This is a genomic window from Streptomyces sp. NBC_01478 (assembly GCF_036227225.1).
Lineage (GTDB): Bacteria > Actinomycetota > Actinomycetes > Streptomycetales > Streptomycetaceae > Streptomyces.
In genome coordinates this window covers 11,549,762-11,575,967 of the sequence record NZ_CP109444.1, presented here as the reverse complement: position 1 = coordinate 11,575,967, position 26,206 = coordinate 11,549,762, and the positions used below count along the sequence as shown (strand labels likewise).

Here is a 26,206-nt window from a genome sequence, read left to right as displayed (position 1 = left end):
GAGGACTTCATCGGCTCTGCATCACGAAGTGGGACACGTCTTGACGGTCCGTCAGACCATGGAGGCGCCGCCGTTGACCCGGATCACATGTCCGGTCACGAAGCGGCTCGCCTCGGAGGAGAGGTAGAGAACGGCGTAGGCGGAGTCGATCGGCTCGGCGACCGCGCCCAGGGGGGATGAGGAGGCCATCTTGCGGGCGAGTTCGTCGAACCGGTCCTGTCGGAACTCGCCCGTGTCGTCGACGCCCCGCTGCCGGGTGATCCCCGAGTCCGTCCAGCCCGGTGCGACGCCGTTGACGCGGATGCCCCGGGGTCCCAGTTCCACGGCGAAGGTACGGGTCAGCGCCTCGCCGCCCTTCTTCGCCGCGGCGTAGGAGCCCGTGCCCACGGTGGCGAAGTCGATGATGGTGGAGAGGGTGTTGACGATGCTCGACCCGGGCGCCATCACGCGGGCGGCTGCCTGGCTGCCGTAGAGGACGCTCTTGAGGTTGACCGACAGGACGCGGTCGAATTCCTCGGGTGGGAGTTCCGCGAGGGGGCGGCGGATCATGATGCCGGCGTTGTTGACGAGGATGTCGAGGCGGCCGAGTCCGGAGACCGTGCCGTCGACCAGGACGTTCACGGCGGCCGGATCGGACACGTCGACCCGGCGGGCCACCGCCTCGCCGCCCTGTTCCTTGATGACCGACACGGTTGTCTCGGCGGCGGCTTCGTCGAGATCCGCTACGACGACCCGGGCGCCGGCGGCGGCGAGTACGGTGGCGCTCGCCCGCCCGATGCCGCTGCCGCCGCCGGTGACGATCGCGACCCTGCCGTTCAGTCGGAACACATTCGCCAGGTCCATCTCGCTCCTCGTGCGTTCGCTGATCGGGATCATGGTCATGGGACGCCGGCTTCGGTACGTCGTGCGGGAAGCCCGACTCCGGCGGCCACATGGGGTGTTACTCCTCGCGCGAGGCTGCGATGGCCCTCGTCGCCCGGATGGATTCCGTCGACGAGTTGCCCGGCGGGCACCAGGTCAGATCCCGGTACGAGCGTGAGCCGGCGGTCCCCCGCGTCGGCGGCGAAGGCCCGCACCGCCGACTCCAGTGCCTCCCGAAGATCGGTGAGGCGGGCCCCGAACCGGTTGGGGGTGCCCTCGGCGTCGGGACGCACGATAGGGCTCACGACCGTGACGGGAGCGTCGGGGAGTCCTTGGCGTACGGCGGTGAGGAACAGCCGCGTCGTCTCGGCGATCTGGGCGGCGCTGGTCGGCAAGGACGACCAGGCGTTGGTGCCCCAGGCCACCGTCACGGCCGCCGCGCCCGAGGCGGCCACGACGTCGGCGACGGGGAGTTCGCCGCGCGCCGCTCCGGCGAAGCCGAGGTTGACCAGGTCGAGGCCGAGCTGGTCGGCGACCAGGGAGGGCCAAGCGAGGCCGGGCTGCGAGACCGACCAGCCCTGGGTGATGGAGTCGCCGTACACGACCCACAGCGGGCCGCGCGGGGCGGGCTCCAGACAGGCGTCGGCGGCGAGGCCGTCGATCACGGTCCCGAACGCCTCGGGGAGGAAGACGCGCACGGTCCGCGCCGGATCGCGGTCGGGCAGCTCGATGCGGACGGTGCCCGGCCCCCGGGACAGCAGGGGGACCGTGGTGGACGGCCTTCCCGGTACGTGGACGACGAGTGCCTCGGGCAGGGTGGGGGCGGGCACGGTGGTGCGCTCCCCCGTCCGAACCGTGAGCGCGATCGTCGACGCGGCACCGGTGAAGGCGAGATGCAGTCCGGCCGGCACCCGGGCGGCCCGTACGGTGTCCGCCGTCAGTTTCCGGCAGGCGGACGGGGGAAGACGCGAGCCGCCGTCCGACCACGACAGGTCCGGCAGGGTGCCACGGAGGAAGCGCTCGGGCTGCACCCGGATCATTCGCGGATCACCTCTTCAATCGACAGCGGGGGCCGAACCACGGCCCATGGACGCGTCGCCTCGACTCATCTAAATTACATAACTGATTTGACTATGTTAACGAGCCTGTTCCGTCTGGCGTCAAGGAAGCGTCGCGACCTTTCCGGACGCACCGTCCGGACGGCTCCTCGACCGTGAGGGAGAAACGACGATGGGCATCACCGAACGCACCCCCGACTACCGGGGGTTGCTCAATCTGGCGGGCCGGCACGTCCTCGTCCTCGGCGGCGGACAGGGCATCGGCCGGCAGACATGCCTGGCCGCCGCCGCGGTCGGCGCGCGGGTGTCCGTGGTGGACACGGACCCCGCCCGCGCCAAGGCGGTGGCCGAGGAGGTCGACGGCCTGGCCGTCACCGGCGACGCGACGAACCGCGCGAACGTGGAGCGCGTGGTCGAGGAGGCCGTCGAGCGCTTCGGCCCGGTGCACGGGCTCGCGGACATCATCGGCATCTCGGACTGGGGCCCGATCGACGAGATCACGGACGAACTCTGGGACCGGGGACTCGACTTGAACCTGCGTCATGCCTTCCTCGCGCTGCAGATCGGCGCGCGGGCCATGACCGAGGGCGGCTCGATGGTCTTCGTCGGCTCCGTCTCGGGTCTGCGCTCCTCCCCCAACCACGCCGTGTACGGCGCCGCCAAGGCCGGCCTCGGCAACCTGGTCGCCACGGCCGCGCTCGAACTCGGCCCCGGCATACGGGTGAACGTCGTCGCCCCTGGGCAGACCGCGACCCCGCGCGTCGCCGGGCGGCACCCCGAGGCCGACTACTACGACAAGGCGGGCGAGCAGGTGCCGTTGGGACGGGTGGGCACGACGAGCGACATCGCGTCGGCGATCCTGTTCTTCCTGACCGACCTCTCCCGCTGGATCACCGGGCAGACTCTCGTGGTCGACGGCGGTACGGGCCGGAAGTTCGCCTATCAGAAGCTCTGATCGTTCTCATGCCGACAGAGCGGTGCGGATCCGGCTCAACTCCCGGATCCGCACCGCCCGTTGACCAGGTCGTTCACAGATAGTCGGCGATGGCGCTCTCGATCATGGTGCGCGGTCTGGCGCCGACGAGTGTCGTCACCACCTCACCCCGGGAGAACAGCAGGAGCGCGGGAATCGACGAGACTCCGTGCCGCTGGGCGGCCTGCGGGCTCTCGTCCAGGTTGACCTTGACGATGTCGATCCGGCCCTCGTGCGCCTGTGCCATGGCGTCCAGGATGGGACCCATCGCCCGGCACGGACCGCACCACGGCGCCCAGAAGTCCACGAGCACCGGCCTGTCGGCACTCCGGACGGCCTCCTCGAAGTCGTCGTCGGTGATCGCGCGAACGGTCGACATGACCGAGCCTCCTTCCGCTGTCCGCACGGCGGTCATCCGATGCCGACGATCTTCTCGGTGATCGGTGTGGTCATCGTGCCGAAGACGAACTCCTTGGGCGTGCCGTGCCCGGCGACGGCGATGTTGATCGCGGCCGGGTCGTTGAACGCCTGGATGGACTGGGTCCGTTGCTCCTCCGGGCTGAGCTGGAACATCCACTCCCACTCCGGCCGGACCAGACCGCGTTCGCGGAAGTCGATGAACGGCGCGATGACGTCGGCGATGCGGGGCCTGACGTTGTGCAGGAAGTAGCGCCGGACGGCGTCCTTGCTCAGGCCCGCCTCCGAGAGCTTCTTCGCCGTCTCCGGCGGCAGCAGATAGAACAGTCCGTCCTCGTTGCCGAGGAGTCCGGCCAGGGTGCTGGTCATGAATCCGACCTGAGTGAGCGTGGGTGTACGGGCCGCGAGGGAGTGCAGCCTGCGGTCGACCGGCCCGTGGTTGGATCCGAGGTCCCACTCCCCCACCGAGTGCAGCACCGTGACCGTGCTGTCGTCGGGACGGAAGCCCTGACCGACCTGGTACGGCTCCCAGGGGCTCTCGTCCTCGTTCTCCCCCAGCACCTGGATGTTCTTGCGGACGGTGCCGATCGTGTCGAGGTCCATGCGCCCGGGGATCCACGCGCCGAGGTTGCGCAGGGTGAGCGCGACCGCCCGGCCGATGCGGATGTTGACCCGGTTGCCGCTGCCCGGCCCGAGCGGGCTGCGTCCGCTGTTGATGCCGAGCTTCTTCACGAGGGGCCCGTTGACCAGGATCACGGGCGCGAAGGCCCCGGTCGACATGAGGACCGAGAGGTTCATCGGGGGCGGGCAGGCGTGGATCGCCTTCAACGCGGCGATCACGACGGGCAGTTCCTGCGGACGGCAGCCCGCCATGGCCGCGTTGACCGCGATGCGCTCCAGCGTGCCGTGGCCGTGCAACGGCGGGACGGTGAGGATCAGTTCGTCCCGGGGGCGGCCCTGGGCCGCAATGATCGCCTCCACCTTCTCCCGGGTGGGCGCGTGCAGTGGCAGGCCGTCGCCGTAGTCGTGGTCGAGGTAGTACTCGTTGAAGGCGTCGACCGCCTCCACCGCCGTGGCACCGCCGAAGGTGTACGTCTCCTGCCGCTCCTCCTCGGCCGGCGGCTCCTCGGCGTCGGTCGCCTCTGCCGCGGGGGACGAGGTGAGGGCGGCGACGATCTCGTCCGTCAGCGGCAGGGTCTGGTCGGCCGCCTGCTCCGCCGTGAGCGCGGTGAAGACGCGGGGCACCACGACGTACCGCAGTTCCGGCACACCGAAGACCTTGGCGCTGGTGTCCGTGTCGCGCTCGAAACCCCGGGCGACGATGGTGACTTGCGGAACTCCGGCCTTCTCGGCCTGCGCGCCGTCGTGGATCAGCCAGGAGGTGCAGGCGCCGCAGTCGGCCGTGGCACCGATGAGGGCGTCGCTCTCCTCGATGGCCCGCCGCAGCAGCTCGGGCTCGAACCGGATGGAGCCCGGGTACAGCCGTATCTTCAGGTCGGGGTAGGTCTCCTTGATCCGCTCCGCGACCGCCCGCAGCGCGACCTCGGCGTTGGGCTTGCTGTTGGACAGCAGGCCCAGCACCTTGCCGTTCAGTGTGTCCAGTCGCGGAGCGAGCGGTGTGCCCGCGGTTTCCAGCTTGTCCGCGGTCGGGTTGACCACCTCGACGGTGATCTGATCGGCGACGGCTTCGATCGTCACGGGACTCTCCTCACATGGTTCAGTTATCTGCATCAGTTACACGATTCAAACGAAGGGGCTCGTCAGTACTTGCCCGCCCCCGGGAGGTCAGGACCGACATCACCGTCAGGCCGGTGACCGCCGCGGCGACCACCAGCCAACCCGCCGCTCGCGGGCCCGCCGACTGCGTCAACTGCGCTGCCAGGTACGGCGTGAGACCGCCGCCCGCCACGGCACCGGCGTTGTAGGCGAACGCCGCCGACGTGTACCGGACCTCGGTCGGGAACGCCCGGGTGAGCGTCACGTCACGTACATGGCGGGCGTGGCCGCGTAGCTGAAGGCGAGCGAAAGCACATAGAGGGCGCCGACTCCGATCAGCGCCCCGGTTCCGCCGCCGCGCAGGGCCCGCATGCCGTAGAGCACGGGGAAGATCAGCGCGGCTGCGCCGCCGAAGCCGAACAGCATCGCCGATCGGCGGCCGAAGCGGTCGGTCCACCAGCCGCCGACCGGGAAGCCGACGGCGCCCAGCAGCAGGCACACCGCCGAGAGCCAGTACACCTTCACCGGTGGCACTTCCAGGACAGAGAGCAGGTAGACGCTCATGTAGTTGACGAGGACGCCGAGGACCATGGTGACGACGAGGTTGAGGACCGCCGCGACCGCGATCATGCGCCAGTGACGGCTCAACGCGGTGCGTACGGGCGAGCGTTCGACGGCCTCGGCCTCGGCGAGCGAGCGGAACTCGGGGGAATCGTCGAGTCGGACGCGGTAGATCACCACGACGACCGTCGTCAGCGCGGACAGCAGCAGCGGCAGCCGCCAGCCCCAGTCGGCCATCTCCTCCTTCCCGAGGACCGTGACCGTCAGGCCCACCACCGCCGGCGCCACGGCGACCCCGAGGCCGGAACCCAGCGGTATCAGCGACTGGAACCGCCCGCGTCCGCGGCCGCCGTCGGACTCGGACACCAGCGTCGCGGCGCCCCCGATCTCGCCGCCCGCGCAGAACCCCTGCACCATGCGGACGAGTACGAGCAGCACCGGCGCCGCGGCCCCGACCGTCGCGTACGTCGGCAGTACCCCCATGACGGTCGTGGCGGTCCCCATACCGACGACCGTGACCAGCAGGGCGGTTCGGCGTCCCCGGCGGTCGCCCAGCCGGCCGAAGAACAACGCGCCCAGCGGGCGGGCGAGATAGCCCACTCCGTAGACGCCCAGCGTGGCGAGGACCCCGGCGGACGGGCTGTGCGCCGGGAAGAACAGTGGGGCGAGGTAGATGACCAGGAAGCCGTAGCAGGTGAAGTCGTAGAACTCGATGAAGGTCCCGAGCATGCTCGCGGCCCCGACTCGTCTTGCGCGTGAGCGGGAGTTCTCGCCCCCGTGCAGGACGGGCGAGTTGGGGATCGTGTTCGGCATCGGTGTCTCCGCCTGACGGTGTCGGAGTGGGGAGGGGCGGCCGGACGGTCTCAGGGGTGGACGACGACTTTGAAGGTTCCGGGGCGTCGAGCGGCGGCGACCTCGAAGGCGTGCTCGGCGTCGTCGAGGGGGAACCGGTGGGTGATCAGTGTCCGGGCGATCTCCGGCCGCTCCGCCAACAGCCGGGCGGCGTGGGCGAGTTCGGGCGCGCCGGTGTCGTCGCGGGCGTAGGACATCGACGGCACGACGGTCGCCTCCTTGAGGAAGGCGGCCCTGCTCGGCCAGCGCAGGTCGGGCGGGAACACCCCGACGGTGACGACCGTTCCGAGCGGCCGTACCAGCTCGACGGCCCGGGACAGCCCGCTCTCGCTGCCGGTCGCCTCGACAACCACGTCGTACGACCCCGACGGGCGGCTCGCGCCGAGGCGTTCCCCGGCCTCGGTCTGGTACAAGTGCCGGGTCGCCAGGGCGACTTCGGGGGCGCCGTGCCGTAGGGCCGCCGCCACCGCCAGCATCCCGATCGTGCCGGCACCCACCACCGCGACCCGGGTGGCCGGCCCGACCCCGCCCTTGCGGCAGGCGTGCCACGAGACGGCGGCGGGCTCGACCAACGCGGCATCGTGGAGCGGGAGTTCGGGAGGGAGCGGTACGAGTGCGGTGGCGGGGGCCCTGAAGTACTCGGCCATGCCGCCGGGGACGGTCATGCCGAGGATGTCGGTGCCCGCCAGCCGGCACAGGTTGTAGCGGCCGTGGGCGCACCACTCGCAGGTGCCGCACCTCGCCATGCCCTCCACGGCGACCGGTGTGCCGTCCGTGGTCGTCCCGGCGATCTCGTGCCCGATCACCTGGGTGCTCCCCCGCCGCAGGTAGCGCAGGTCCGAGGCGCAGACGCCCACCGCCGCCACCCGTACCAACTCGCCTGCTCCAGCGGGCACTTCGGTCTCGACGACCTTGACGCCCGGTGGCGTGCCGCGTACCGCTCTCATCGGGGCCGGCCCCTCAGGCGAAGTGGTAGTCGTCCGGATCGAACCTCTCCAGGAGGCGGTGGTACTCCTCCAACCGCCAGGGCACGTTGACCTGTTGGCGGCCGAACTCGTTGACGTAATAGTTGCGGTCGGTGGAGCCGGGGTCGTACCAGATGAGGGAGAGCATCGCCTCGTCGAGGCGCTGGTTGTAGTCCTCGAACACGTCCCGACGGACGGTCAGGTAGCGGTGGTCGCCCTCGATGAGTGCCACCAGTCCCTGGGCCGCGTAGCGTGCCCAGGTCTCCATCCAGACGATCAACGACCCCGACCGGTTCTGCGAGTTGGGGCCGTACATGATGAAGAGGTTCGGGAAGCCGGGGACCGTGAGGCTGAGGTAGGCACGCGGGCCGCCGCCCTCGGGGTCACGCCAGCGGTCTTCGAGGGTCTCGCCGTCGAGGCCGCGATAGGCGGTCGGCCACAGGTATTTCTGGGTGACGAACCCGGTGGCGGTGAAGACGAGGTCGTAGGAGCGCTCCTTGCCGTCGACCGTGCGGATGCCCGTCGGGGTGAACCGCTCGATGGTGTCCGTGACCAGCTCGACGTTGTCCTCCAGCAGGGAGGCGTACCAGTTGTTGTCGACGATGAGCCGGCGGGCCATGGGGGCGTGGGTGGGGACGAGCTTCTTCCACAGGTCGGGCCGGTCGCCCAGCTTCGCCTTGACGTAGGCGGTGAGGCCCTCGCGGTAGGCGTCGTTGGCCCGGTTGACGAGGCCGCCGGCGGCCTGCCACTCGGGGTCGGGTTCCTGGAGCACTTGGCCGCCCAGGCGGAGGGTGGCGATGGAGTAGCAGTACCAGTTCCAGTAGTACGGCATGGTGTCCAGCAGCCAGCGGGTCTCCGGGGCGATGGCCTCGCCGTAGCGCTCACGAGGGCTGATCCACTGCGGGGTGCGCTGGAATACGCCCACGCTGCGGGCGCGGCTGCGTACTTGGGACAGCATCTGGACGCCGGTCGAGCCGTTGCCGATGATGGCGACGTCGCGGCCGTCGAGCTGTTCCCGGCCGGTGCATTCGGCGGTGTGGACGATTTCGCCGCGGAAGTCCTCGATTCCCGGCACTTCGAGGCGCTTCGGGGTGGCGAACAGGCCGCCGGCGCTCACAACGGCGGTGGCCGTGAAGGTCTGTGGCCGGCCGTCGATGACCGCGTCGATCGTCCAACGGCCCGCATCGGCGTCGAAGGAGGCTTCCTTGACGTCGCTGTCGAAGCTGATGTGTTCGAAGACGCCGTACTTCTTGGCGACGTGCTGGAGGTACTCGCGCACCTCGCCGGCCCGGGCGAAGTACTCGGTCCACGGGTAGTTCTTCTCGAAGAAGAACTGGTAGAGGAAGTTGGTGGTGTCCACCCGTACGTCCGGGTAGGCGTTGATGCTCCAGGTGCCGCCCAGTTCCGAGCGTCGCTCGTAGATCGTGTACGGGATGCCGAGGTGCTCCAGTTGGACGGCGGCGGCGATCCCGCCGAAGCCGGCGCCGATGACGGCCACCCGGAAGCCTTCGGGGATGGCCGGTTTCGCGTCCGTCCACTGCGCCAGTCGGGGGTGGTCGTCGAACGCGGCGAGGTCGCGTCGGTAAGCCCAACTCCGGTCGGAGAGTTCCTCGTTGCGGAACGCCTCGTACATGCGGCGCAGTTCGGGATCGGTCGGCTTGATCTCGGTGAAGTCGGCGGGCTTGGTGGTGAGGAACTCCGTCGCCCGGGCCCGGAGGGTCGCCACGGCTTCGTCGGCCACGACGGTCTGCATGAGCGCGCCGCCGTACATCGGGACGGTTTTCAGCGGCAGTTCGAGCAGGGACTCGTCACCGGTGGCCTGGAAGAGCGCGAGCCTCAGCGCGTTCAGGTCGGCGTCGTCCAGCGCGCGGTCGATGAACGCCTTGTCCAGAATGAAGGTCATTGAGTTAACTCATTCCACTCATACACTTGGTTCACTGCCTACGGGCCGTCGTGGAGCCATCGGTGGGGTCACCGCCCTCGACGCGTCATCCGGCGACGGGCACCGGCAACTCCCGCTCCCCCAGCACCTCGCGCTCCTCCGACTTGACCGCGCGCAGCAGCACGACGATCATCGCGATCTTCCAGACGACGAACGCGACGGACGGGACCACCACGGTGAACACGCCGTCCCAGGCGAACGGTCCGTCGGTCGCGACATAGACGAAGACACCGGGGAAGAAGGCGATCGCGAGCACGAAGTTCAACCAGGCGAACCAGCGCGGGAACACCGGCTCGGGCCGGCGGTCCAGGAACGCCGAGAGGCCGATCACCGCGACGTTGACCACGAAGATGACGGCGACGCCCACGTACGTCAACCAGAACTGGTCGCTGAGCAGTTGCATCAACGCCGGGTCGCGGTGGGGCCGGTAGGCGGCGGTGGCCAGCACGGCCAGCGGGTAGACCCAGCCCGTCGGGGCGACGACGGCCGTCGTCAACTGGATCATCGACAGCAGACCCCAACCGCCCTCGATACGCCGGATCTGGAGGCTGGTGACGACCGCGAACGCGTAGAAGAAGGGGGCGAACACGCCCATGATGACCGCGGCCCACAGGATGCCGGTGCGGTGATCGGTCAGGAAGTCGGCGACCTGTTGGGGAGTGGCCGTCGGCGAGATGGGCGGGGTCAGCTTGCCGACGACCGAGAACGCGAACGTGTTGGCGATCAGCACCACGACTCCGCACCAGACCGACATGCGGTAGAGCTTGAACTTCACACTTTCGTCCATGGGGGATCTCCCTTGCTCCGACGAGGCCCCGGCCACGAACCGTGCCGACAGGCACGACGCCTCCTCGGCCGGACGCGGTACGAGGACGTTAGGGCGCGGGAATCGGGGTTCGACCGCCGATTCCGCTGACCGGAACACATCTCGTGGAAGGCCCGGGCCACGGTTCATCGCGCGTCGAAACGGATCCAGGAGCGCGAGGGGACAGCGTCTCTCAGAGGAACAGGTCGACCACGGTCTTGTCGTGGAGGCCGTCCCCCAGCAGGTAGGTACCCGCCACCTTCATGTGCTGGCGCCAGTGCCGCTCGGCGCCCTCGGCGTCCCGGGCCTCGACCAGCGCCACGAGCCGCTTGTAGGCCTTGACGGCACGCTGGAAGCGCTCGGGCGACTCCGTCCTGTCGAAGTTCCGCGCGACGCGCATCTCCAGGTGGGTCGTCACGATCGCCTGGAGCACGGCGCCCTGAACCGCCAGCGTCTTGTTGCCCGACCGCTCCATCACCAGTTCATGGAACCTGTAGGTGAGCCGCGTCCAACGGACCACGTCGGGAACGTCGTTGCTCTTCGACTCCACCGCGGACTCCAGTTCCGCCGCGACCGCTGTCAGGTCCGCGATGTCCAGCTTCGTACGGCGCTTGGCGAGCAGCCGGGCACACGCCGGCTCCGCCACCGTCCGGGCTTCGTAGACGTCCTCGACCGTCGTCCCCTGCATCTGCAGGAGCAGTCCCACATGACGTGCCGCCACGGAGAAGTCCGGTGCCACGACCAGAGCGCCGTCCCGGCTGCCGTGCCGGACGTTGATGAGCATCTCGGCCTCGAGAATGCGGAAGGCCTCGCGCAGCGTGGGCCGTGAGACGCCGAACTGCTCCATGAGCTGGTTCTCCGGCAGGAGGGTCTCACCGGGCGTCAGCTCGCCCAGGACGATCCGGCGGCGCAGTTGCGCGGCGATCAGCTCGGCCGCCTTGGGTGCGCGGACGGTCCGACCGACTTGCGACCCGGGAGTTGCGCTCATGGCAATGAGTGTACTTGATGAGACATCCGATCACGGGCCCGTTTGCCGATCACTCACGTCAATCAGTGTACTGATTTACCTGACCCCTGCTAAGGTCGGCGGGCGTCGGACACGACTGCGGCTCGCGACGCGGGCCGGAGCGGACGAGAGGCGGAAGACGTGCTGAGCGTTGCCGAGTTCGACGTCCTGGCGGAGCGGGTCAGCAACTGGAAACGCTGGGGCGCCGACGACCAGTTGGGCACTCTCAACTTCATCACCCCGGACGTGGTCAGGAGGGGAACGGCCGCAGTGGTCACCGGGGAGAGTTTCTCGCTGGCGATGTCACTGTCGCTGGACGGACCCCAGAACGGCACGGGCGTCCCCGGGCGCATCAACCCGGTCCGCACCATGCTCGCGGTCAACACCCCGATGTCCGACGCCCCGGATGCGTGCGCGTACAGCGACGACATCGTGGTGACGCCCACTCAGGCGGCCACGCACTGGGACGCGTTGTCGCACTGCAGCCATCGAGGCGTCATGTACAACGGCGTTCCGGCGGACGCGGTCGACGCCTCCGGCGCCACCAGGCTGGGCATCGAGACGGCCGGCACCATCGTGTCGCGCGGCATCCTGCTCGACGTGGCCCGGCACATGGGCGACGACCGGCTGCCCGGACGGTTCGGGGTGACGCGCGCCGTTCTGGAGGCAGTTGAGGAAGCTCAGGGGGTGCGCGTCGAGGAAGGGGACATCGTTCTCGTCCGGACCGGACAGGTGTCGTACTTCCTGGCAGGAGACGTGCCGGGGTACCGCCGGCCCGTGCCCGCCCTCGACTACGACGCGCCGCTCTTCTTCCACGAACGGCGGGCGGCGGCGGCCGCGATCGACAACATGCCGATGGAGCTGCTGCCGTCGAACGTCGAGGACCTGGTGCTGCCGGTGCACGTCCTCTGCCTCGTGATGATGGGGATGCTCCAGGGGCAGAACTGGGTCCTCGAAGACCTCGCGTCGGCGTGCGCGGCGGATCGCCGCTACACCTTCCTGCTCCACGCGACACCCGAGCGTTTCCTGCGCAGCACTGGCGGTCTCGTGAATCCCGTCGCCGTCCGCTGAGGGCCGTACAAAGAGAAGGGTCTGACAGATGCGGGAAGAAGAAACCGTCCCGGTGAACGGGAGCCACGGTGAGTCCCCCGGCCGTCTCACGAGAACGTCAGAGTTGCGCGGACTCGGACTCCGGACGATGGCTTCGGTCGTCAACACCTCCCTGCCCGAGGACGCCGACCTGCGTGACGACGGTGTGGGCGGGGACCTTGTCGAGATCGGCCTGGTCAGCGTCTGGGCCGAGCTCTGGGCCCGGGACGGCCTGGCGCGCAGGGACCGCAGTCTGGTCACCCTGGGGATCCTCATCGCGCTGGGCGCCGAGGACGAACTCGGCAGCCATGTCCGGATCGGGCTGAACAACGGGCTGACGGAGGACGAGATCTCCGAAGTCCTGTACCACGCCGCCGGATACGCGGGCTTCCCCCGCGCCATGGCCGCGCGGAAGGCGGCCCGGAAGGCACTGGCCCCCGACCCCGGACCAGGCGACGGGTGACCGCCCCGACAGAGCCGTAGCGACAGCCTCACATGGAGTCCTGAATGACGTCACTGAACGGGAGAAACGCGGTCGTCACCGGTGGCGGCCGGGGCATCGGGCGAGCGATCGCCCTCGTGCTCGCCGCCCAGGGTGCGACGGTCGCCGTGTGGGACCTGGACGGCACGAACGCGCACGAGACGGCCGACGCGATCGGCGAGGCCGGCGGCAAGGCAGTCGCGGTCGTCGGTGACGCGGCCGACGCCACGGCCGTGGCCGCCGCCGTGGACCGCACGCACGCGGAGCTCGGCCCGGTCACGATCCTGGTCAACAACGCCGGGATCACCAACTACGTGCCGTTCCCGGACCTCACCGAGGAGACCTGGGACCGGATGATCCGGATCAACCTCAAGGGTCCCTTCCTGGTCACGCGGGCCTTCGTGCCCGACATGCTGACGGCGGGGCACGGGCGCGTCGTCAACATCTCTTCCTCGTCCGCCCAGACCGGCGGTCCCGCGGTCTCGCACTACGCGGCGTCCAAGGGCGGGGTGATCGGCCTGACGAAGGCGCTCGCCTCCGAGTTCGCCGACACCGGGATCACCGTCAACAACGTGGCGCCGAGCCTCATCGACACCCCCCTGCTCCGCGAGGGCTTCGACCCCGACGTCCTGGGCGCGACCATGCCCATGAAGCGGGCCGGACGCCCCGACGAGATCGCCTACGCGGTCGCCTATCTGGCGTCGGACGAGGCCGGTTACGTCACGGGCCAGACCCTCAGCGTCAACGGCGGCCGCTACTTCGTCTGAGCGGCCACGAACAAGGCCACGACCAGGCCAACGAACCACGCCACAGACAAGGGACGACCATGACAGAGACCGTGCCGGACACCGCGCCGACGGAGGAGCTGCCGGACTTCCCGGCCCCCAGGTCGGGTGCCTGCCCCTTCGCTCCCCCGCCCGACCTCCTCAAGCTCCACGACACCGGCAAGTCCGTGTTACAGGTGCGGAGTTGGGACGGCACCACCCCGTGGCTGGTCCTCACCCACGCCGCCCAGCGCGCGATCCTCGCCGACCCGCGGATGAGCGCGAACATCGGTGCGCCGGGATATCCGCACACCACCGCCGCCATGAAGGCGCACGCGGGCGAGATGCAGCCGTCGATCAACAACACCGACGGCGCCGAACACGTCCGCTGGCGACGGATGTTGACCAGTTCCTTCACCCGCCACCGGATGCGCAGGCTCCAGCCGGCGATCCAGCGGATCACCGACGACCTCATCGACCGGATGCTGGACGGCCCCAACCCGACCGAGCTGAACGAGGCCCTCTCCCTGCCCCTGCCCTCGCTGATGATCTGCGAGCTGCTCGGAGTGCCGTACGAGGACCACGAGTTCTTCCAGAAGCACGCCGGTGTCACCAACGCGGTGAACAAGACGCCGGAGGAGAACGCGGCCACGGCGGGCGCCCTGCGCTCGTACATCGCCCGGCTCATCGAGGCCAAGATGGACGACCCGGACGAGGACGTGCTCTCGGACCTGGGGGCGCGGATCAAGGCCGGTGAACTCTCGCTGGAGGAGGCCGCGCCGCTGGGTCACATCCTGCTCGTCGCGGGCCACGACACGAGCGCCAACATGATCACGCTGGGGACGGCGCTCCTGCTCCAGCATCCCGACCAGCTCGCTGCCCTGCGCGGGAACTCCGACGACCCCGACTACGTGGCGAAGGCCGTCGAGGAACTGCTGCGCTATCTGACCCTCCCCCATCTGCTGGCCCGCCGGGCGGTCGTCGAGGACCTCGACTTCGAGGGGGTGACGATCCGCGCGGGCGAGGGCGTCATCGCGAGCCTGCCGGCGGCGAACTGGGACCCCGAGGCGTTCCCCGACCCCGGCGCGCTGGTCCTGGACCGCGGCGCATCGCACCATCTCGCGTTCGGCTGGGGCCCCCACCAGTGCGTCGGACAGCAGCTCGCCCGCATCGAACTCCAAGTGGTCTTCAGCACGTTGTTCCGCCGCATCCCCACCCTGCGCCTGGCGGCCGGTCTTGAAGACCTGTCGTTCAAGGAGGACTCGCAGGCCTACGGCATCTACGAACTCCCCGTCGCCTGGTGACCGCCGAACCCGCACGGCACGTACGACAGACCCGAGAAGAGGGAGGCCCGTCATGACCGACGGCGGCTTTCGCATGACCCGCCTGTACCACCCCAGCCATCATGTGACCGATCTCCGCGAGGCGGAGGCGTGGTTCGAACGCGTCTTCGGGCGACCGAGCCGGCCGATGGCCGAGATGCTGCGGGGCGCGCCCGCCAGCGAGGGCTATCCGACCGACTACTCGACGTTCACACCGATCCAGGACGTCCTCTTCGACACGATCGACCCGAAGCGCTACGTCCTCGACGGCGTCCAGCGCTACGCCTCGGTCGACCAGCCGCATCTGAAGGGGTTCGGCTGGTACGTCGAGGGGATCGGCGAGGCCTATCGCGCGCTGAGGGCACTCGGCATCGGCATGGTGGGTCAACTAGACCAGACCGCCGAGGGAGACGACCCCCCGACCGCGCCCAACTCCCCCATGCCGATCTTCTTCACGGTGCCCGAGGACGCGGGCCTGCGCTACGAGTTCCTCCCCCAGATCCCGTTCCCGCTGGACCACCGGCTCGCCCCGGACTGGGAGTTGCCGCCGGTGTCCGACGACGACCCGCTCGGCATCGAGCGCTGCTCGCACCACACCGTGCTCACCGACCGCGTCGACCGGGCCCTGCGGGTGATGGTCGACGGCCTGGGCGGCACGGTCGTCCACGAGGGACGCAACGAGGTGCTGGGCACGCAGAGCACCTACGTCCATCTGTCCGACGCGGTCTTCGAGTACGCGGTGCCCGACGAGGGCACCGCGGCGCACTCCGACTGGGCGGCCGGGGCACCCAACGACACGTACCACTCGATCACTTGGAAGGTCGTCGACCTCGACCGGGTCGCACGCCATCTCGAAGCGCAGGGCGTCGGGGTGCGCACGCGGACGGACGACACGCTCGTGACCGACCCCGCGACCGCGCTCGGCATTCCCTGGGGCTTCACCACCCGGCTGACGGCCGGCGACCCGCGCAGGGGGTGAGCGAAGTGGCGGTCCCTACAGGGGACGTGAACCGGACGGATGTGGATCTGGTGGTGATCGGTGCCGGGGTCACCGGTATCCATCAGCTCCAACGGGCCCTGGACACCGGGCTGTCCGCACTGCTGCTGGAGGCCGGTACCGGGGTCGGCGGGGTGTGGCACTGGAACCGCTATCCGGGCGCGCGCCTCGACTCGGAGAGCTACACCTACGGCTATCTGTTCTCGAAGGAGCTGTTCGCGGGCTGGGAGTGGCGCGAGCGGTTCGCCGGGCAACTGGAGAACGAGCGCTACTTCAACTACGCCGTCGACGCGTTGGGGCTGCGTGACCGCATCCGGTTCGGGGCGCGGGTCAACTCCGCGCTCTACGACGAGACTTCGGCCACCTGGCTGGTGCGGGCCGGCGACGACACCGAGGTGCGGGCGCGGTTCGTGGTCGCGGCCACGGGTGTGCTGTCGGTTCCGGTCTTCCCGGACGTGCCCGGCCGCGAGGACTTCGCGGGCGTGTCCCATCACACCGGGCTGTGGCCGGACACGCCGGTCGACTTCGCGGGCAAGCGGGTCGCGGTGGTCGGCACCGGTTCGAGCGGCGTCCAGGTGATCCCCTCGATCGTCGCGGACGTCGCCTCCCTGACGGTGTATCAGCGGTCGCCGAACTGGTGCACCCCGCTCAACAACGAGCCGATCAGTACCGAGCAACAGGATCAACTGACCGCCGGTTTCGAGGAGTTGCGGCAGACCCTGCACGACTCGGCGAGCGGGTTCCTGCACGAACCGCGCGACCGTACGGCCTTCCAGGACTCCAAGGACCAACGCTGGGCAGTCCATGAGCAGATGTGGAACAGCCCGGGCTTCGCCAAGGTGATCAGTCACTACGCCGACATGCTCACGGACAAGGCGGCCAACGACGACTGGTGCCTGTTCATGGCCGAGCGGATCCGCGACCTCGTCAAGGATCCCGCGACGGCCGAGCGGCTCATCCCCACCGACCACGGCTGGGCCGGGAAGCGCCCGCCGTTCGTGACCGGATACTTCGAGGCGTACAACGATCCGAGGGTGAGCCTCGTCGACCTCCGGGAGAACCCGTTCGTCCGGGTCACGGAGAGCGGCATCGAAACGACCGACGGGCTGCGGGAGTTCGACGTCATCGTCTGGGCCTCGGGGTTCGACTTCGGCACCGGCGCGCTGAACCGGATGGGGGTGCGCGGGCGCGACGGACTGGCCCTGGAGGACTACTGGGCCGAGGGGCCGCGCACGTTCATGGGGCTCATGAGCCATGGCTTCCCGAACTTCTTCTTTCCCGGCGGCCCGCACGGCGCGGCCGGCAACAACCCGCGCTACGCCGAGGACCAGGTCGACTTCATCACCGACGCGATCGCCTATCTGCGGGAGCACGGCCATCGCGCGATCGAGGTTCCCGCCGACACGGAAGCGGGCTGGAACGCCATGGTCGAGGAACTCGCCGTGCATTCACCCTTCGGCGAACACAGCTATTTCTACGGTTCCAACATCGCCGGAAAGCCCAGGCGGTTCCTGCTGAATCCCGGGGGACGCCCGAAGCTGCGCGAGTTCATGGGCGAGGTTCTCCAGTCGAAGTACTCGCGCTTCCTTTCCTGAACTGGACCGGAAAGAAGACATGATCATGCCACAGCATCTGTTCGACGACCGCGTCGCGGTGGTCACCGGCGCCGGACGCGGAATCGGGCGGGCCTACGCCCTGCTGCTCGGCGAGCTGGGCGCGAAGGTCGTCGTGAACGACCTGGGTGGTTCGATGGAGGGCTTCGGCTCCGACACCGGTCCGGCCCAGTCCGTCGCCGCGGAGATCAACAACGCGGGCGGTACGGCGATCGCCGACACGAGCGACATCTCGACGGCCGAGGGCGGCCGGCGGGCCGTAGCAGCCGCTGTCGAGGCCTTCGGGCGGATCGACGTCGTCGTCAACAACGCCGGAAACGTACGGTTCGCCGGTCTGCCGGACATCGACGCGGCGATCATCGAGAGCCATCTCGCGGTGCACGTCCTCGGCGCCTTCCACACCACGCGTGCCGCCTGGCCGCACATGCTGGAGCGGAACTACGGCCGGGTCGTCCTCACCGGTTCGATCGGCATGTTCGGGCTCCCGGACAACCTCGGGTACGCCACCGCCAAGGCGGCCGTCATCGGGATGGCCCGCAGCATGACGGCGTCGGCCAGCGGCCACGACATCAAGGTCAACGTGATCGCGCCCAACGCGATGACGAGGATGGGCGGCGGCCCTTCCGAGGGCATGGACGCGCTGCGGGAACAGGGCCGTCCCGGCGGCAACGCGATGGATCCCGCGCTTGTGGCGCCCATGGTGGCGTATCTCGCCCACGAGACGTGCGGCGTGAGCGGCGAGGTGTTCCTCGCCGGAGGCGGACGGTTCGCGCACCTCTTCGTCGGGGTCACCGAGGGCTGGCTGCCCGCCGATCCGCTCAAGGTCACCATCGAGGACATCGCCGGGAATCTGGACCGGATCAAGGACCACTCCGGATATCACGTGCCCGGCGATCTCATGGAATGCGTCAGCCGTTACATGGCACATCGGCAAGGAGAAGAGGGAGAAGCGTGAGCGCAGAGAAGGTCTGGCCTCATCACGAACTCGGCAAGAAGCTCAACAACTGGGGTCGTTGGGGGGACGACGACGAGATCGGCACCCTGAACTTCGTGACCCCGCAGAAGCGCGTCGAGGCGGCGCAACTCGTCCGCACGGGCAAGGCGTTCGACCTGGGCATGGCGTTCGACAGCGACGGGCCTTTCAAGTCAGGGGGGTTCCGCAACAACCCGATCCACGTCATGACGCTGTTGCCGTCCGACACCGCCTTCTCCCAGGACGGTCTGATCTCCGCCGACGACATGATCGTCACCGGTCTCCAGGCCGCGACCCAGTGGGACGGTCTCGCGCACGCGGGCTACGGCGGCGCCTTCTACAACAACGTGCCGGCCGCCGCGGTCAACAACTTCCAGGGCGCCAGCCGCAACTCGTTCCACAAGGCCGTCGACCGGCTGATCTCCCGGGGCGTGCTGCTCGACATCGCACGGCTGAAGGGCGTGGACCGGCTGGAGGACTCGTACGAGATCACGGAGGCCGATCTGCTGGCCGCCGAGGAACGCCAGGGCGTGCGCGTCGAGTCCGGTGACATCGTGCTGCTGCGCACGGGCTCCTACCAGTGGTTCCTGGAGGGGGACCGCGAGCACTTCCTCGGCAACGCACCCGGGCCCTGCCTCGACACCTGCAACTGGCTGTACGAGCGCGAGGTCGCGGCGCTCGCGATGGACAACCACTCGGGCGAGGTGTGGCCGAGTCCCGTCAAGGGCGCGACGATCCCGTTCCACCAGGTGGTGATCCGGGACATGGGCCTCACCCTCGGCGAGATGTTCAACTTCGAGGAGTTGGCGGCGGACTGCGAGGAAGACGGCGTGTGGGAGACGCTGTTCTGCGCGCCAGGGCTGAAGGTGACGGGCTCCGTCGGCTCCCCCATCACTCCGATCGCCCTCAAGTAGGCGCGGCCGTGCCGGAGTTCGCCGAGGTGAACGCGGGCGTGCGGGCGACGATCGCCGCGCACGCCCAGGCGCAGGACGAGGGCCGTACCGCGGACATGGTCGCGCTGTATCTGCCGGACGCTGTGGTGGAGATTCCCGGTTTCGATGCGCTGGTGGGTACCGACGCCATCCGGGAGGCGTTCTCCCAGCCGGGGTGGCGACCGGATCCGAGCAGGCCCCAGCGCCACGTGGTCGGCAACACGCTCCTCACGGAGTGGGACGACCGCACGGCGAAGGCGACCAGTGATGTGGTGCTGCTCGTCCACGACGGTTCCGCGTGGTCCGTCGCCATCGTGGCGCGCTATCACGACACGTTCGAGGAGTCGGCGGGTCATTGGCTGCTGCGGCGTCGGGTGGACGAGTACGTGGGCGATCCGCCCTGACCTCGAAGGCATGGCAGCAAGTCGGTGCGACCGCGTGCCCGGCGGTCGCACCGACTTGGCCGCGCCTACCGTGGCGTGCGGCGTAGGTCAGGTGCGTGACCCGCGACGAGGTTTCCGAACGGACCGGCTTCAGCGCCATGTCGTTGTCGGGCCCCCTCGCCGCCCTCGCCCACCTTCGGATTCACCCGGAAGAACCGCGGCGGGAACACCCACTGCTGCAGCTCCGTCCGCTGTGCCGTCCGGCGTGAACGTGAGGACCGCGTGGTGGTGAACCCCTCCGGGCCCCGCCTTCACGAAAGGTGGCGGACCTCGGTGAAGGCCTCGGACACCGGCCCCTGTGGGGCGCCGGTTTCCCGGGAGGTTCGGAATGCGTCGAGCGGTCGGACCGTTGGCCGGTGGATCCTGGTGATCAAGGGTGATGGGGATGTCTCAGAGCTGGACGACGATCGTCTTCGTCGCGGTATAGCTGTCGAGGGCCTCGACGCCCTTCTCCCGACCGTAGCCGGACTTACGGAAGCCGCCGAACGGAAGCTCCACGCCGCCGCCCGCGCCGTAGGTGTTCACGTAGACCTGACCGGCCTCCACCTCGGCGGCGACCCGGTGGGCGCGGCTGAGGTCGTTGGTCCAGACGGCGCCGAGGAGGGCGTACTCGGTGCCGTTCGCAAGGGCGACGGCCTCCTCCTCGGTCGAGAACCTCATCGTGGTGAGGACGGGGCCGAAGATCTCCTCCTGGGCGATCGGTGCCGTCGGGTCGACTCCGTCGATCAGGGTCGGCATGAAGTAGGCACCGTCGGCCAAGCCTTCGGGCTCGGCGACCGAGCCGCCGAAGACGATCTCGCCGGTGCCGGCCGACTGGACGTAGCCGCTGACCCGGTCCTGCTGCTTGCGGGAGACGAGCGGGCCGAGGTCGGGGTCGTCGAGGCCACGGCCGATCGTCACCTCGGCGAAGTGCCCCGCGATGCGCTCCACCAACTCGGCGTGCACGCTCTCGTGGGCGAGTACGCGTGACCCCGCCGAGCAGGTCTGCCCCGCGTTCTGGAGGATCGCGGCCGCCGCGACCCGGGCGGCCTTCTCGACGTCTGCGTCGGCGAACACCAAGTGCGCGGATTTTCCGCCGAGTTCGAGTGTCACCGGTGACACCCGCTCGGCGGCGGCCGTGGCAACCAGCGCGCCGACCCGGGTGGAGCCGACAAAGCCCAGATGGTCGATGCCGGGATGCCCGGCCAGCGCGGCACCGGCCTCCGCGCCGAGGCCGGTCACGACGTTCAACACCCCCTGCGGCAAGCCTGCTCGGACGGCGAGTCCGGCTACGGCGACCGCGGTGCGCGGGGTCTCGTCGGCGGGCTTCACGACGGCGCAGTTGCCGGTCGCGAGGGCCGGGGCGACACCCCGGGCGAGGAGTTGCAGGGGGTAGTTCCAGGCGAGGATGTGGCCGGTGACGCCGTGGGGTTCGCGGCGCATGTACACGTGGAGGTCGGGGCGCAGGGGCAGGCTCAGGCCGTGGTACGAGTCGATGGCGCGGCCGTAGAAACGGAAGTAACGGGCGCACACCCGGGCGTCGTTGCGGGCCTGGGAGAGGGGTTTGCCGGAGTCCTCGCTCTCCAGGCGGGCGAGTTCCTCCGTCCGGCTCTCGATCAGGTCGGCCAACCGGCAGAGCAGGTCGGCGCGTTGCTCCGGTGTCGTGCCGCGCCACGCTCGCTGTGCCGCGCGTGCCGCGGTGACCGCCCGGTCGATCTGCTCAGAGGTCCCTCTGGACACCTCGCCGAGGGAGTGTCCGGTCGAGGGGTCGATGTTCTCGTAGACCTCGGGTGTCCCGACCGACATCCCGTCGATGAAGGACTCGGTCACCTGCTTCACGTCCCCTTCGCTTACGTCGAGTTGGCTCATTGGGGCCTCCCGTTCCAGTACCGGTGTTCCGGTTCGCTCCAGGCTTCAGATCACGCCCTGCTCGGACAGTTCCCGGCGCCGGTCGGCGTCGAGGCCGAGGAGTCCGCCGTAGATCTCGTCGTTGTGTTCGCCCAGGGCCGGGCCCAGGTGGCTGATGGCGCCCTGGGTCGCCGAGAAGCGGGGTACGGGTGCCTGGACGCGCATCGCGCCGAGCTGCGGGTCCGGGACCGACCGGTAGACGTCTCTGGCCACCATCTGTGGGTCGGCGAGGAGTTGGGCGGCGTCGTAGACGGGGGCGGCTGCGACGTCGGCCGCTTCGAAGACGGCCATCGCGTCGTCCAGGGTGTGAGCGCCGATCCAGTCGGCCATGATCGCGTCGATCTCGGCGGCGTGGCGCAGGCGTTGCTGGGCCTCGGCGAACCGGGGGTCCTCGGTCAGTTCGGGGCGACCCACCGCCTGGAGGGCGCGTTTGGCGATCGTGGGGGCGCTGCCGGACATGGCGAGCCAGTGGCCGTCCTTGGTGAGGTAGACGTTGCGCGGTGCGCTGATGTCCCAGCGGTTGCCGGTGCGGTGGGGGACGCTGCCGAGTTGGTCGTAGGTCAGGACCGACTGTTCCAGGAGGCGGGCCAGCGGGTCGATCAGGTTGATGTCGACGAGTTGGCCGTCGGCTCCGTGCACGTCGCGGTGGTAGAGGGCCATCATCACGGCGTAGGTGGCGGTCAGTCCCGCGACGCCGTCGGCGAGCATGAAGGAGGGGAGGGTCGGCGGGCCGTCCGGGCTGCCGGTGAGGTGGGCGAATCCGCTCATGGCCTCGCCGAGGGTGCCGAAGCCGGGGCGGTCGGACTTCGGGCCGCCCTCGCCGTAGCCGGTGACGTGGACCATCACCAGGCGGGGGTTCTCGGCGGCGAGACTCGGGTGGTCCAAGCGCCATTTCCGCAGGGTCGACGGGCGCAGGTTCAGCACGACGACGTCCGACCGCCGGGCGAGCCGGCGCAGCAGGTCCCGTCCGGTCTCGTGGCGCAGGTTCAGGGTGACGCTCTTCTTGTTGCGGCCGACGCTCTTCCACATCAGGCCGACGCCGTCCTTCTGGGCGCCCCACTGCCTCAACGGGTCACCGCCGTCCGGCTGTTCGACCTTGATGACGTCCGCGCCGTGCTCGCCGAGCCAGGTGGCGATCAGTGGTCCGGCGGCGAGGGTGGCGGCATCGAGGACACGGAGTCCGGACAGTGGTCCGTCGCTCATGGTGCGGTCCCTGCCTTTCTGTTGGTCGTCGTCCAGTGGTGCTCCGGGCGAGCTCCGCGTACGGGCACTTCCAGGGGCCGGCGTGTGCGGGCCGGGTGAAGTCACCGGCGGTGGGGCCGAGTTGCCGCGTCGCCCGTGGGACGGACCGCCACGCTAGTGCGGCTCGGGTGCCGGCCCGGGGTTCGTTCCCGCTCAGCGGGCACGGGACATGACTCGCGCCGGGGACCTTCCTATGTTGATCGGGAGCGCCACGGCGCCTTCTTGTGTCGATCAAGGGATTCCCGGGCGCACTGGGTGACGCATCGTCAACCCGCTCTGGGTGTACGCCATATGACGAGGAGCGAAGCATGCGGACCGAATCGGCGTCGATCACCTCGATCACCGGGATCACCCGGCTCGCGGCGAAGCAGGAGATCACGGAGGTGCTGTACCGGTACTGCCGTGCCCTCGACCGTATGGACCGCGCGCTCGCCGACACCGTCTGGCATCCCGACGGCACGGCCGACTACGGCCCTTCCTATCGGGGGTCCGCGTCCGGGTTCCTCGACTTCGTCTGGCCCTATCACGCCCAACTGGCCGCCCATTCGCACCTGGTGTCCAACGCGCTCGTCGAGGTCGACGAGGGGGCGGAGACGGCGGCCAGCGAGGCCTACGTCTCGGTGTGGCTGCGGACACGCCCGGTCGACGGTCTCGTCACGGACCTGTTCCACCGGGGCCGGTACGTCGACCGCTGGTCGCGGCGGGCGGGCGTCTGGGCCATCGACCACCGGGCCTATGTCGGTGACCTCTACCGCGAGGTGGCGCACCTGCCCGAAGCCGTCGAGCCGCCCGCGGGACGTCGGGACGACACCGACCCCTCGTACGAGGTGTTCCGCTGACCCGACTCCGTACGACACCTCCGCTCCCTTGTCCCACCGGCTCACGAAAGGCCCCGATGACCACGTCACGCGGTGACCAGTTGACCCTGGTCGCGTTCCTCCAGGCGTCCAACGTGTCCGTGTACTCCGGATCTTGGCGCTATCCCAGCGCCGCCGCGGACTTCTTGGACGTGCGCTACTACCAGCGGATCGCACGCGTGCTGGAGGAGGGCATGTTCGACCTGATGTTCTTCGACGACCGGCTGGCGATGCCGACGATCTACGGCAACTCGCCCGCCGACGCAGTCCGTTACGGTGCGCGCCCTGTGAAGCTCGACCTGAGCACCGTGCTCGGTGCCGTCGCCGGCGTCACCGAACACATCGGTCTGGGCGCGACGTACTCGACGACCTACTACCAGCCCTTCCATGTGGCGCGGACGTTCGCGACGCTCGACCATCTCAGCGGTGGCCGGGCGGCGTGGAACGTGGTGACGTCGGTGAACGACGCCGAGGCCCAGAACTTCGGCCTGGACGAGCACCTCGAACACGACAAGCGCTACGACCGGGCCGAGGAGTTCGTCGAGGTCGTCTCGAAACTCTGGGACTCCTGGGAGGACGACGCCATCGTCGGCGACCGCACGGCCGGGATCTTCGCCGACCCTGACAAGGTCCACGAACTCGCCCACCAGGGCGAGTACTTCAGCGTGCGCGGGCCGCTGACCGTGCCACGCACCCCACAGGGCAGGCCGGTGATCATCCAGGCCGGGCAGTCGGGCCGGGGCCGGCTGTTCGCGGCCAAATGGGCCGACCTGATCTTCACCTCCGATCCGAGCCAGGAGCTGGCGCGCGAGCACTACCAGGAGCAGAAGGATCTGATCGGCGAGGCCGGGCGGGACGCGGACGCCGTACGTCTGCTGCCCATGGTCTACACGATCGCCGGCGAGACGGAGGCGATCGCCCGGGAGAAGGAGGCGCTGTTCCTCGATGAACTCGTCCATCCCATGGCCTCGTTGACCCTGCTGTCCGAGGTCACCAACCGCGACTTCGCGGGCCACTCGCTCGACGACGTCGTCACGGACGAGCTCATCGACTCGGTCTCCGGAATCCGTGGCCTCGTCCAGGGCGTACGACGGCACCTGGGCGACCGTGAACTGACCCTGCGCATGCTGGCGAACCACCGGGCCACCCTGCTCCAGGGCCCGCGATTCGTGGGCACCGGACCGCAGATCGCCGAACAGATGCGGCAGTGGTTCGAGTCGCGCTCGTGCGACGGTTTCGTCCTCGCCGCCACCCACTTCCCCGGCGCCTTCGAGGACTTCGTACGGCTGGTGGTGCCCGAACTCCGCCGACTGGGGCTCGTCCGCAGCGCGTACACGGGCGGCACCCTGCGGGAGAACCTCTCCCTCGACCGCCCGGCGAACCTGTTCACCGAGGAAGAGGCCACGACACGATGAACACCCCTCCCCTGCGCCGCTCGGAGCTGGCCACCCCGGCCTCCAACGACCACATGTTCGCCAAGGCAGCCGCCTCGGACGCCGACCTGGTCTTCCTCGACCTGGAGGACGCGGTGGCCCCCGCGCTGCGCGAACAGTCCCGGGGCAAGGCCATACAGGCGCTGAACGAGTACGACTGGGGCACCACCGTCCGTGCCGTGCGGATCAACGGGATCGACACGAAGTGGGCCCACGGAGACATCATCGAGGTGGTCGAGGGGGCCCGGGAGAACCTGGACACGATCATCGTCCCGAAGGTCACGGCCGCACGGGACGTCTGGTGGGTCGACGTGCTGCTGAACCAGTTGGAGGAGCGGCTGGGGCTGCTCAAGCGGATCCGGCTGGAGGTCCTCATCGAGGACGTGTCGGGCGTCGCGCACGCCGAGGAGATCGCGACCGCGAGCACCCGGCTGGACGCCGTCATCTTCGGCGCGGGTGATCTGTCGGTGTCCCAGGGCGCCCGGGTGGACACCAACTTCCGTCCCCGCGAGCCGTATCCGGGCGACTTCTGGTACTTCGCGCGGATGCAGGTGCTCACCGCGGCGCGCATCGCGGGCATCGCGGCGATCGACGCCCCCTATCCCGACTTCCGGGACCCGGCCGGCTACGAGGAGGATGCGCGGTCGGCGGCCTCCCTGGGGTTCAACGGCAAGTGGGCGATCCATCCCTCGCAGATCGAGATCGCCAACCAGGTCTTCCGCGCGAGCGACGACGAGATCCGACGCGCCCGGCGCGTCCTGGAGGCGTATCGCGCCGCCGAGGCCGAGGGTCTGGGCGCGACCAGTGTCGACGGTCAACTCGTGGACGCCGCCCATGTGAAGCTCGCGGAGAACGTCCTCGCCCACCACGCGGCGGTCACGGATTCAGGCCGAGAGAGTCTGCAGCAGTAGTTCGACGATCGCGTACGCGAGGAGCAGGGGGAGAAGGACGAACACCGTGCCGCAGGCCCAGGCCTGCGGCACTCAGTGGAGGACCCGGGCGTACATCACCTCCTCC

At 69.4% G+C, this 26,206-nt stretch carries 25 protein-coding genes; 13 read left to right on the top strand and 12 right to left on the bottom strand.

The features are described 5' to 3' along the window. Positions 1-51: 51 nt before the first annotated feature. Positions 52-882, bottom strand: coding sequence for an SDR family NAD(P)-dependent oxidoreductase (locus OG223_RS51390; protein WP_329264649.1), 831 nt, complete (start codon positions 880-882; stop codon positions 52-54). Further along, positions 879-1,901 (bottom strand): SGNH/GDSL hydrolase family protein, encoded by a 1,023-nt coding sequence (locus OG223_RS51385; protein WP_329264647.1) that lies wholly within the window; start codon positions 1,899-1,901, stop codon positions 879-881. The genes OG223_RS51390 and OG223_RS51385 overlap by 4 nt, the downstream gene beginning before the upstream one ends. A gap of 190 nt (positions 1,902-2,091) precedes the next feature. Here OG223_RS51385 and OG223_RS51380 point away from each other — a divergent pair, with 190 nt between their 5' ends. Further along, complete coding sequence (locus OG223_RS51380; RefSeq protein ID WP_329264645.1) at positions 2,092-2,874, top strand: SDR family NAD(P)-dependent oxidoreductase; 783 nt, start codon at positions 2,092-2,094, stop codon at positions 2,872-2,874. Positions 2,875-2,947: 73 nt separating this feature from the next. Here OG223_RS51380 and trxA read toward each other — a convergent pair whose 3' ends face one another. The 8 genes from trxA to OG223_RS51340 form a co-directional block, all read right to left on the bottom strand. Beyond that, on the bottom strand, positions 2,948-3,271 hold the full coding sequence (trxA, locus tag OG223_RS51375; protein WP_329264644.1) for a thioredoxin: 324 nt from the start codon (positions 3,269-3,271) through the stop codon (positions 2,948-2,950). Between the two features lie 32 nt (positions 3,272-3,303). Beyond that, positions 3,304-5,007 carry a UGSC family (seleno)protein gene (locus OG223_RS51370; protein ID WP_329264642.1) on the bottom strand — a complete coding sequence of 568 codons (1,704 nt, stop codon included), beginning with the start codon at positions 5,005-5,007 and terminating at the stop codon, positions 3,304-3,306. Between the two features lie 19 nt (positions 5,008-5,026). Then, positions 5,027-5,290, bottom strand: a complete 264-nt coding sequence (locus OG223_RS51365; RefSeq protein ID WP_329264641.1) for a hypothetical protein — start codon at positions 5,288-5,290, stop codon at positions 5,027-5,029. Beyond that, complete coding sequence (locus tag OG223_RS51360; RefSeq protein ID WP_329264639.1) at positions 5,287-6,399, bottom strand: MFS transporter; 1,113 nt, start codon at positions 6,397-6,399, stop codon at positions 5,287-5,289. Before OG223_RS51360 ends, OG223_RS51365 begins: the two co-directional genes overlap by 4 nt. A gap of 50 nt (positions 6,400-6,449) precedes the next feature. Further along, a complete protein-coding gene (locus OG223_RS51355) occupies positions 6,450-7,385 on the bottom strand; it encodes a zinc-dependent alcohol dehydrogenase (RefSeq protein WP_329264637.1) in 936 nt (311 codons plus the stop codon). Positions 7,386-7,398: 13 nt separating this feature from the next. Then, positions 7,399-9,306 carry a flavin-containing monooxygenase gene (locus OG223_RS51350; protein ID WP_329264635.1) on the bottom strand — a complete coding sequence of 636 codons (1,908 nt, stop codon included), beginning with the start codon at positions 9,304-9,306 and terminating at the stop codon, positions 7,399-7,401. An 85-nt stretch (positions 9,307-9,391) separates the two neighbouring features. After that, complete coding sequence (locus OG223_RS51345; protein WP_329264633.1) at positions 9,392-10,132, bottom strand: hypothetical protein; 741 nt, start codon at positions 10,130-10,132, stop codon at positions 9,392-9,394. Between the two features lie 211 nt (positions 10,133-10,343). After that, positions 10,344-11,138 carry a FadR/GntR family transcriptional regulator gene (locus OG223_RS51340; RefSeq protein ID WP_329264631.1) on the bottom strand — a complete coding sequence of 265 codons (795 nt, stop codon included), beginning with the start codon at positions 11,136-11,138 and terminating at the stop codon, positions 10,344-10,346. 159 nt (positions 11,139-11,297) lie between these two features. Here OG223_RS51340 and OG223_RS51335 point away from each other — a divergent pair, with 159 nt between their 5' ends. The 9 genes from OG223_RS51335 to OG223_RS51295 all read left to right on the top strand — a co-directional run bounded on the left by OG223_RS51335 (position 11,298) and on the right by OG223_RS51295 (position 19,731). Then, positions 11,298-12,227: a cyclase family protein gene (locus tag OG223_RS51335; RefSeq protein WP_443073823.1), complete on the top strand. Its 930-nt coding sequence runs from the start codon at positions 11,298-11,300 to the stop codon at positions 12,225-12,227. Positions 12,228-12,354: 127 nt separating this feature from the next. Next, the gene (locus OG223_RS51330) at positions 12,355-12,708 is read left to right on the top strand and encodes a carboxymuconolactone decarboxylase family protein (RefSeq protein ID WP_329264630.1); all 354 of its coding nucleotides are present in this window, start codon (positions 12,355-12,357) and stop codon (positions 12,706-12,708) included. 44 nt (positions 12,709-12,752) lie between these two features. Then, on the top strand, positions 12,753-13,493 hold the full coding sequence (locus OG223_RS51325; protein ID WP_329264628.1) for an SDR family NAD(P)-dependent oxidoreductase: 741 nt from the start codon (positions 12,753-12,755) through the stop codon (positions 13,491-13,493). A 59-nt stretch (positions 13,494-13,552) separates the two neighbouring features. Then, positions 13,553-14,794, top strand: coding sequence for a cytochrome P450 (locus OG223_RS51320; protein ID WP_329264626.1), 1,242 nt, complete (start codon positions 13,553-13,555; stop codon positions 14,792-14,794). Positions 14,795-14,846: 52 nt separating this feature from the next. Beyond that, positions 14,847-15,791 (top strand): hypothetical protein, encoded by a 945-nt coding sequence (locus OG223_RS51315; RefSeq protein WP_329264625.1) that lies wholly within the window; start codon positions 14,847-14,849, stop codon positions 15,789-15,791. Positions 15,792-15,817: 26 nt separating this feature from the next. Further along, the gene (locus OG223_RS51310) at positions 15,818-17,404 is read left to right on the top strand and encodes a flavin-containing monooxygenase (RefSeq protein WP_329264623.1); all 1,587 of its coding nucleotides are present in this window, start codon (positions 15,818-15,820) and stop codon (positions 17,402-17,404) included. A 25-nt stretch (positions 17,405-17,429) separates the two neighbouring features. Beyond that, positions 17,430-18,377: an SDR family NAD(P)-dependent oxidoreductase gene (locus OG223_RS51305; protein WP_329264621.1), complete on the top strand. Its 948-nt coding sequence runs from the start codon at positions 17,430-17,432 to the stop codon at positions 18,375-18,377. Further along, positions 18,374-19,309, top strand: a complete 936-nt coding sequence (locus tag OG223_RS51300) for a cyclase family protein (RefSeq protein WP_329264619.1) — start codon at positions 18,374-18,376, stop codon at positions 19,307-19,309. Before OG223_RS51305 ends, OG223_RS51300 begins: the two co-directional genes overlap by 4 nt. 8 nt (positions 19,310-19,317) lie before the next feature. Beyond that, positions 19,318-19,731: a nuclear transport factor 2 family protein gene (locus OG223_RS51295; protein WP_329264618.1), complete on the top strand. Its 414-nt coding sequence runs from the start codon at positions 19,318-19,320 to the stop codon at positions 19,729-19,731. A gap of 429 nt (positions 19,732-20,160) precedes the next feature. Here OG223_RS51295 and OG223_RS51290 read toward each other — a convergent pair whose 3' ends face one another. Both OG223_RS51290 and OG223_RS51285 read right to left on the bottom strand, forming a co-directional pair. Further along, entirely contained in the window at positions 20,161-21,618 is a 1,458-nt protein-coding gene (locus OG223_RS51290) for an aldehyde dehydrogenase family protein (protein ID WP_329264616.1), read from the bottom strand. A gap of 45 nt (positions 21,619-21,663) precedes the next feature. Further along, positions 21,664-22,860, bottom strand: coding sequence for a CaiB/BaiF CoA transferase family protein (locus OG223_RS51285; RefSeq protein WP_329264614.1), 1,197 nt, complete (start codon positions 22,858-22,860; stop codon positions 21,664-21,666). A gap of 347 nt (positions 22,861-23,207) precedes the next feature. Here OG223_RS51285 and OG223_RS51280 point away from each other — a divergent pair, with 347 nt between their 5' ends. The 3 genes from OG223_RS51280 to OG223_RS51270 are packed head-to-tail and all read left to right on the top strand — an operon-like array spanning position 23,208 to position 26,100. After that, a complete protein-coding gene (locus OG223_RS51280; RefSeq protein ID WP_329264612.1) occupies positions 23,208-23,738 on the top strand; it encodes a nuclear transport factor 2 family protein in 531 nt (176 codons plus the stop codon). Positions 23,739-23,794: 56 nt separating this feature from the next. Then, positions 23,795-25,171, top strand: a complete 1,377-nt coding sequence (locus OG223_RS51275) for an LLM class flavin-dependent oxidoreductase (protein ID WP_329264610.1) — start codon at positions 23,795-23,797, stop codon at positions 25,169-25,171. Next, positions 25,168-26,100 (top strand): HpcH/HpaI aldolase/citrate lyase family protein, encoded by a 933-nt coding sequence (locus OG223_RS51270; RefSeq protein WP_329264608.1) that lies wholly within the window; start codon positions 25,168-25,170, stop codon positions 26,098-26,100. The genes OG223_RS51275 and OG223_RS51270 overlap by 4 nt, the downstream gene beginning before the upstream one ends. The last annotated feature ends 106 nt before the right edge of the window (positions 26,101-26,206 follow it).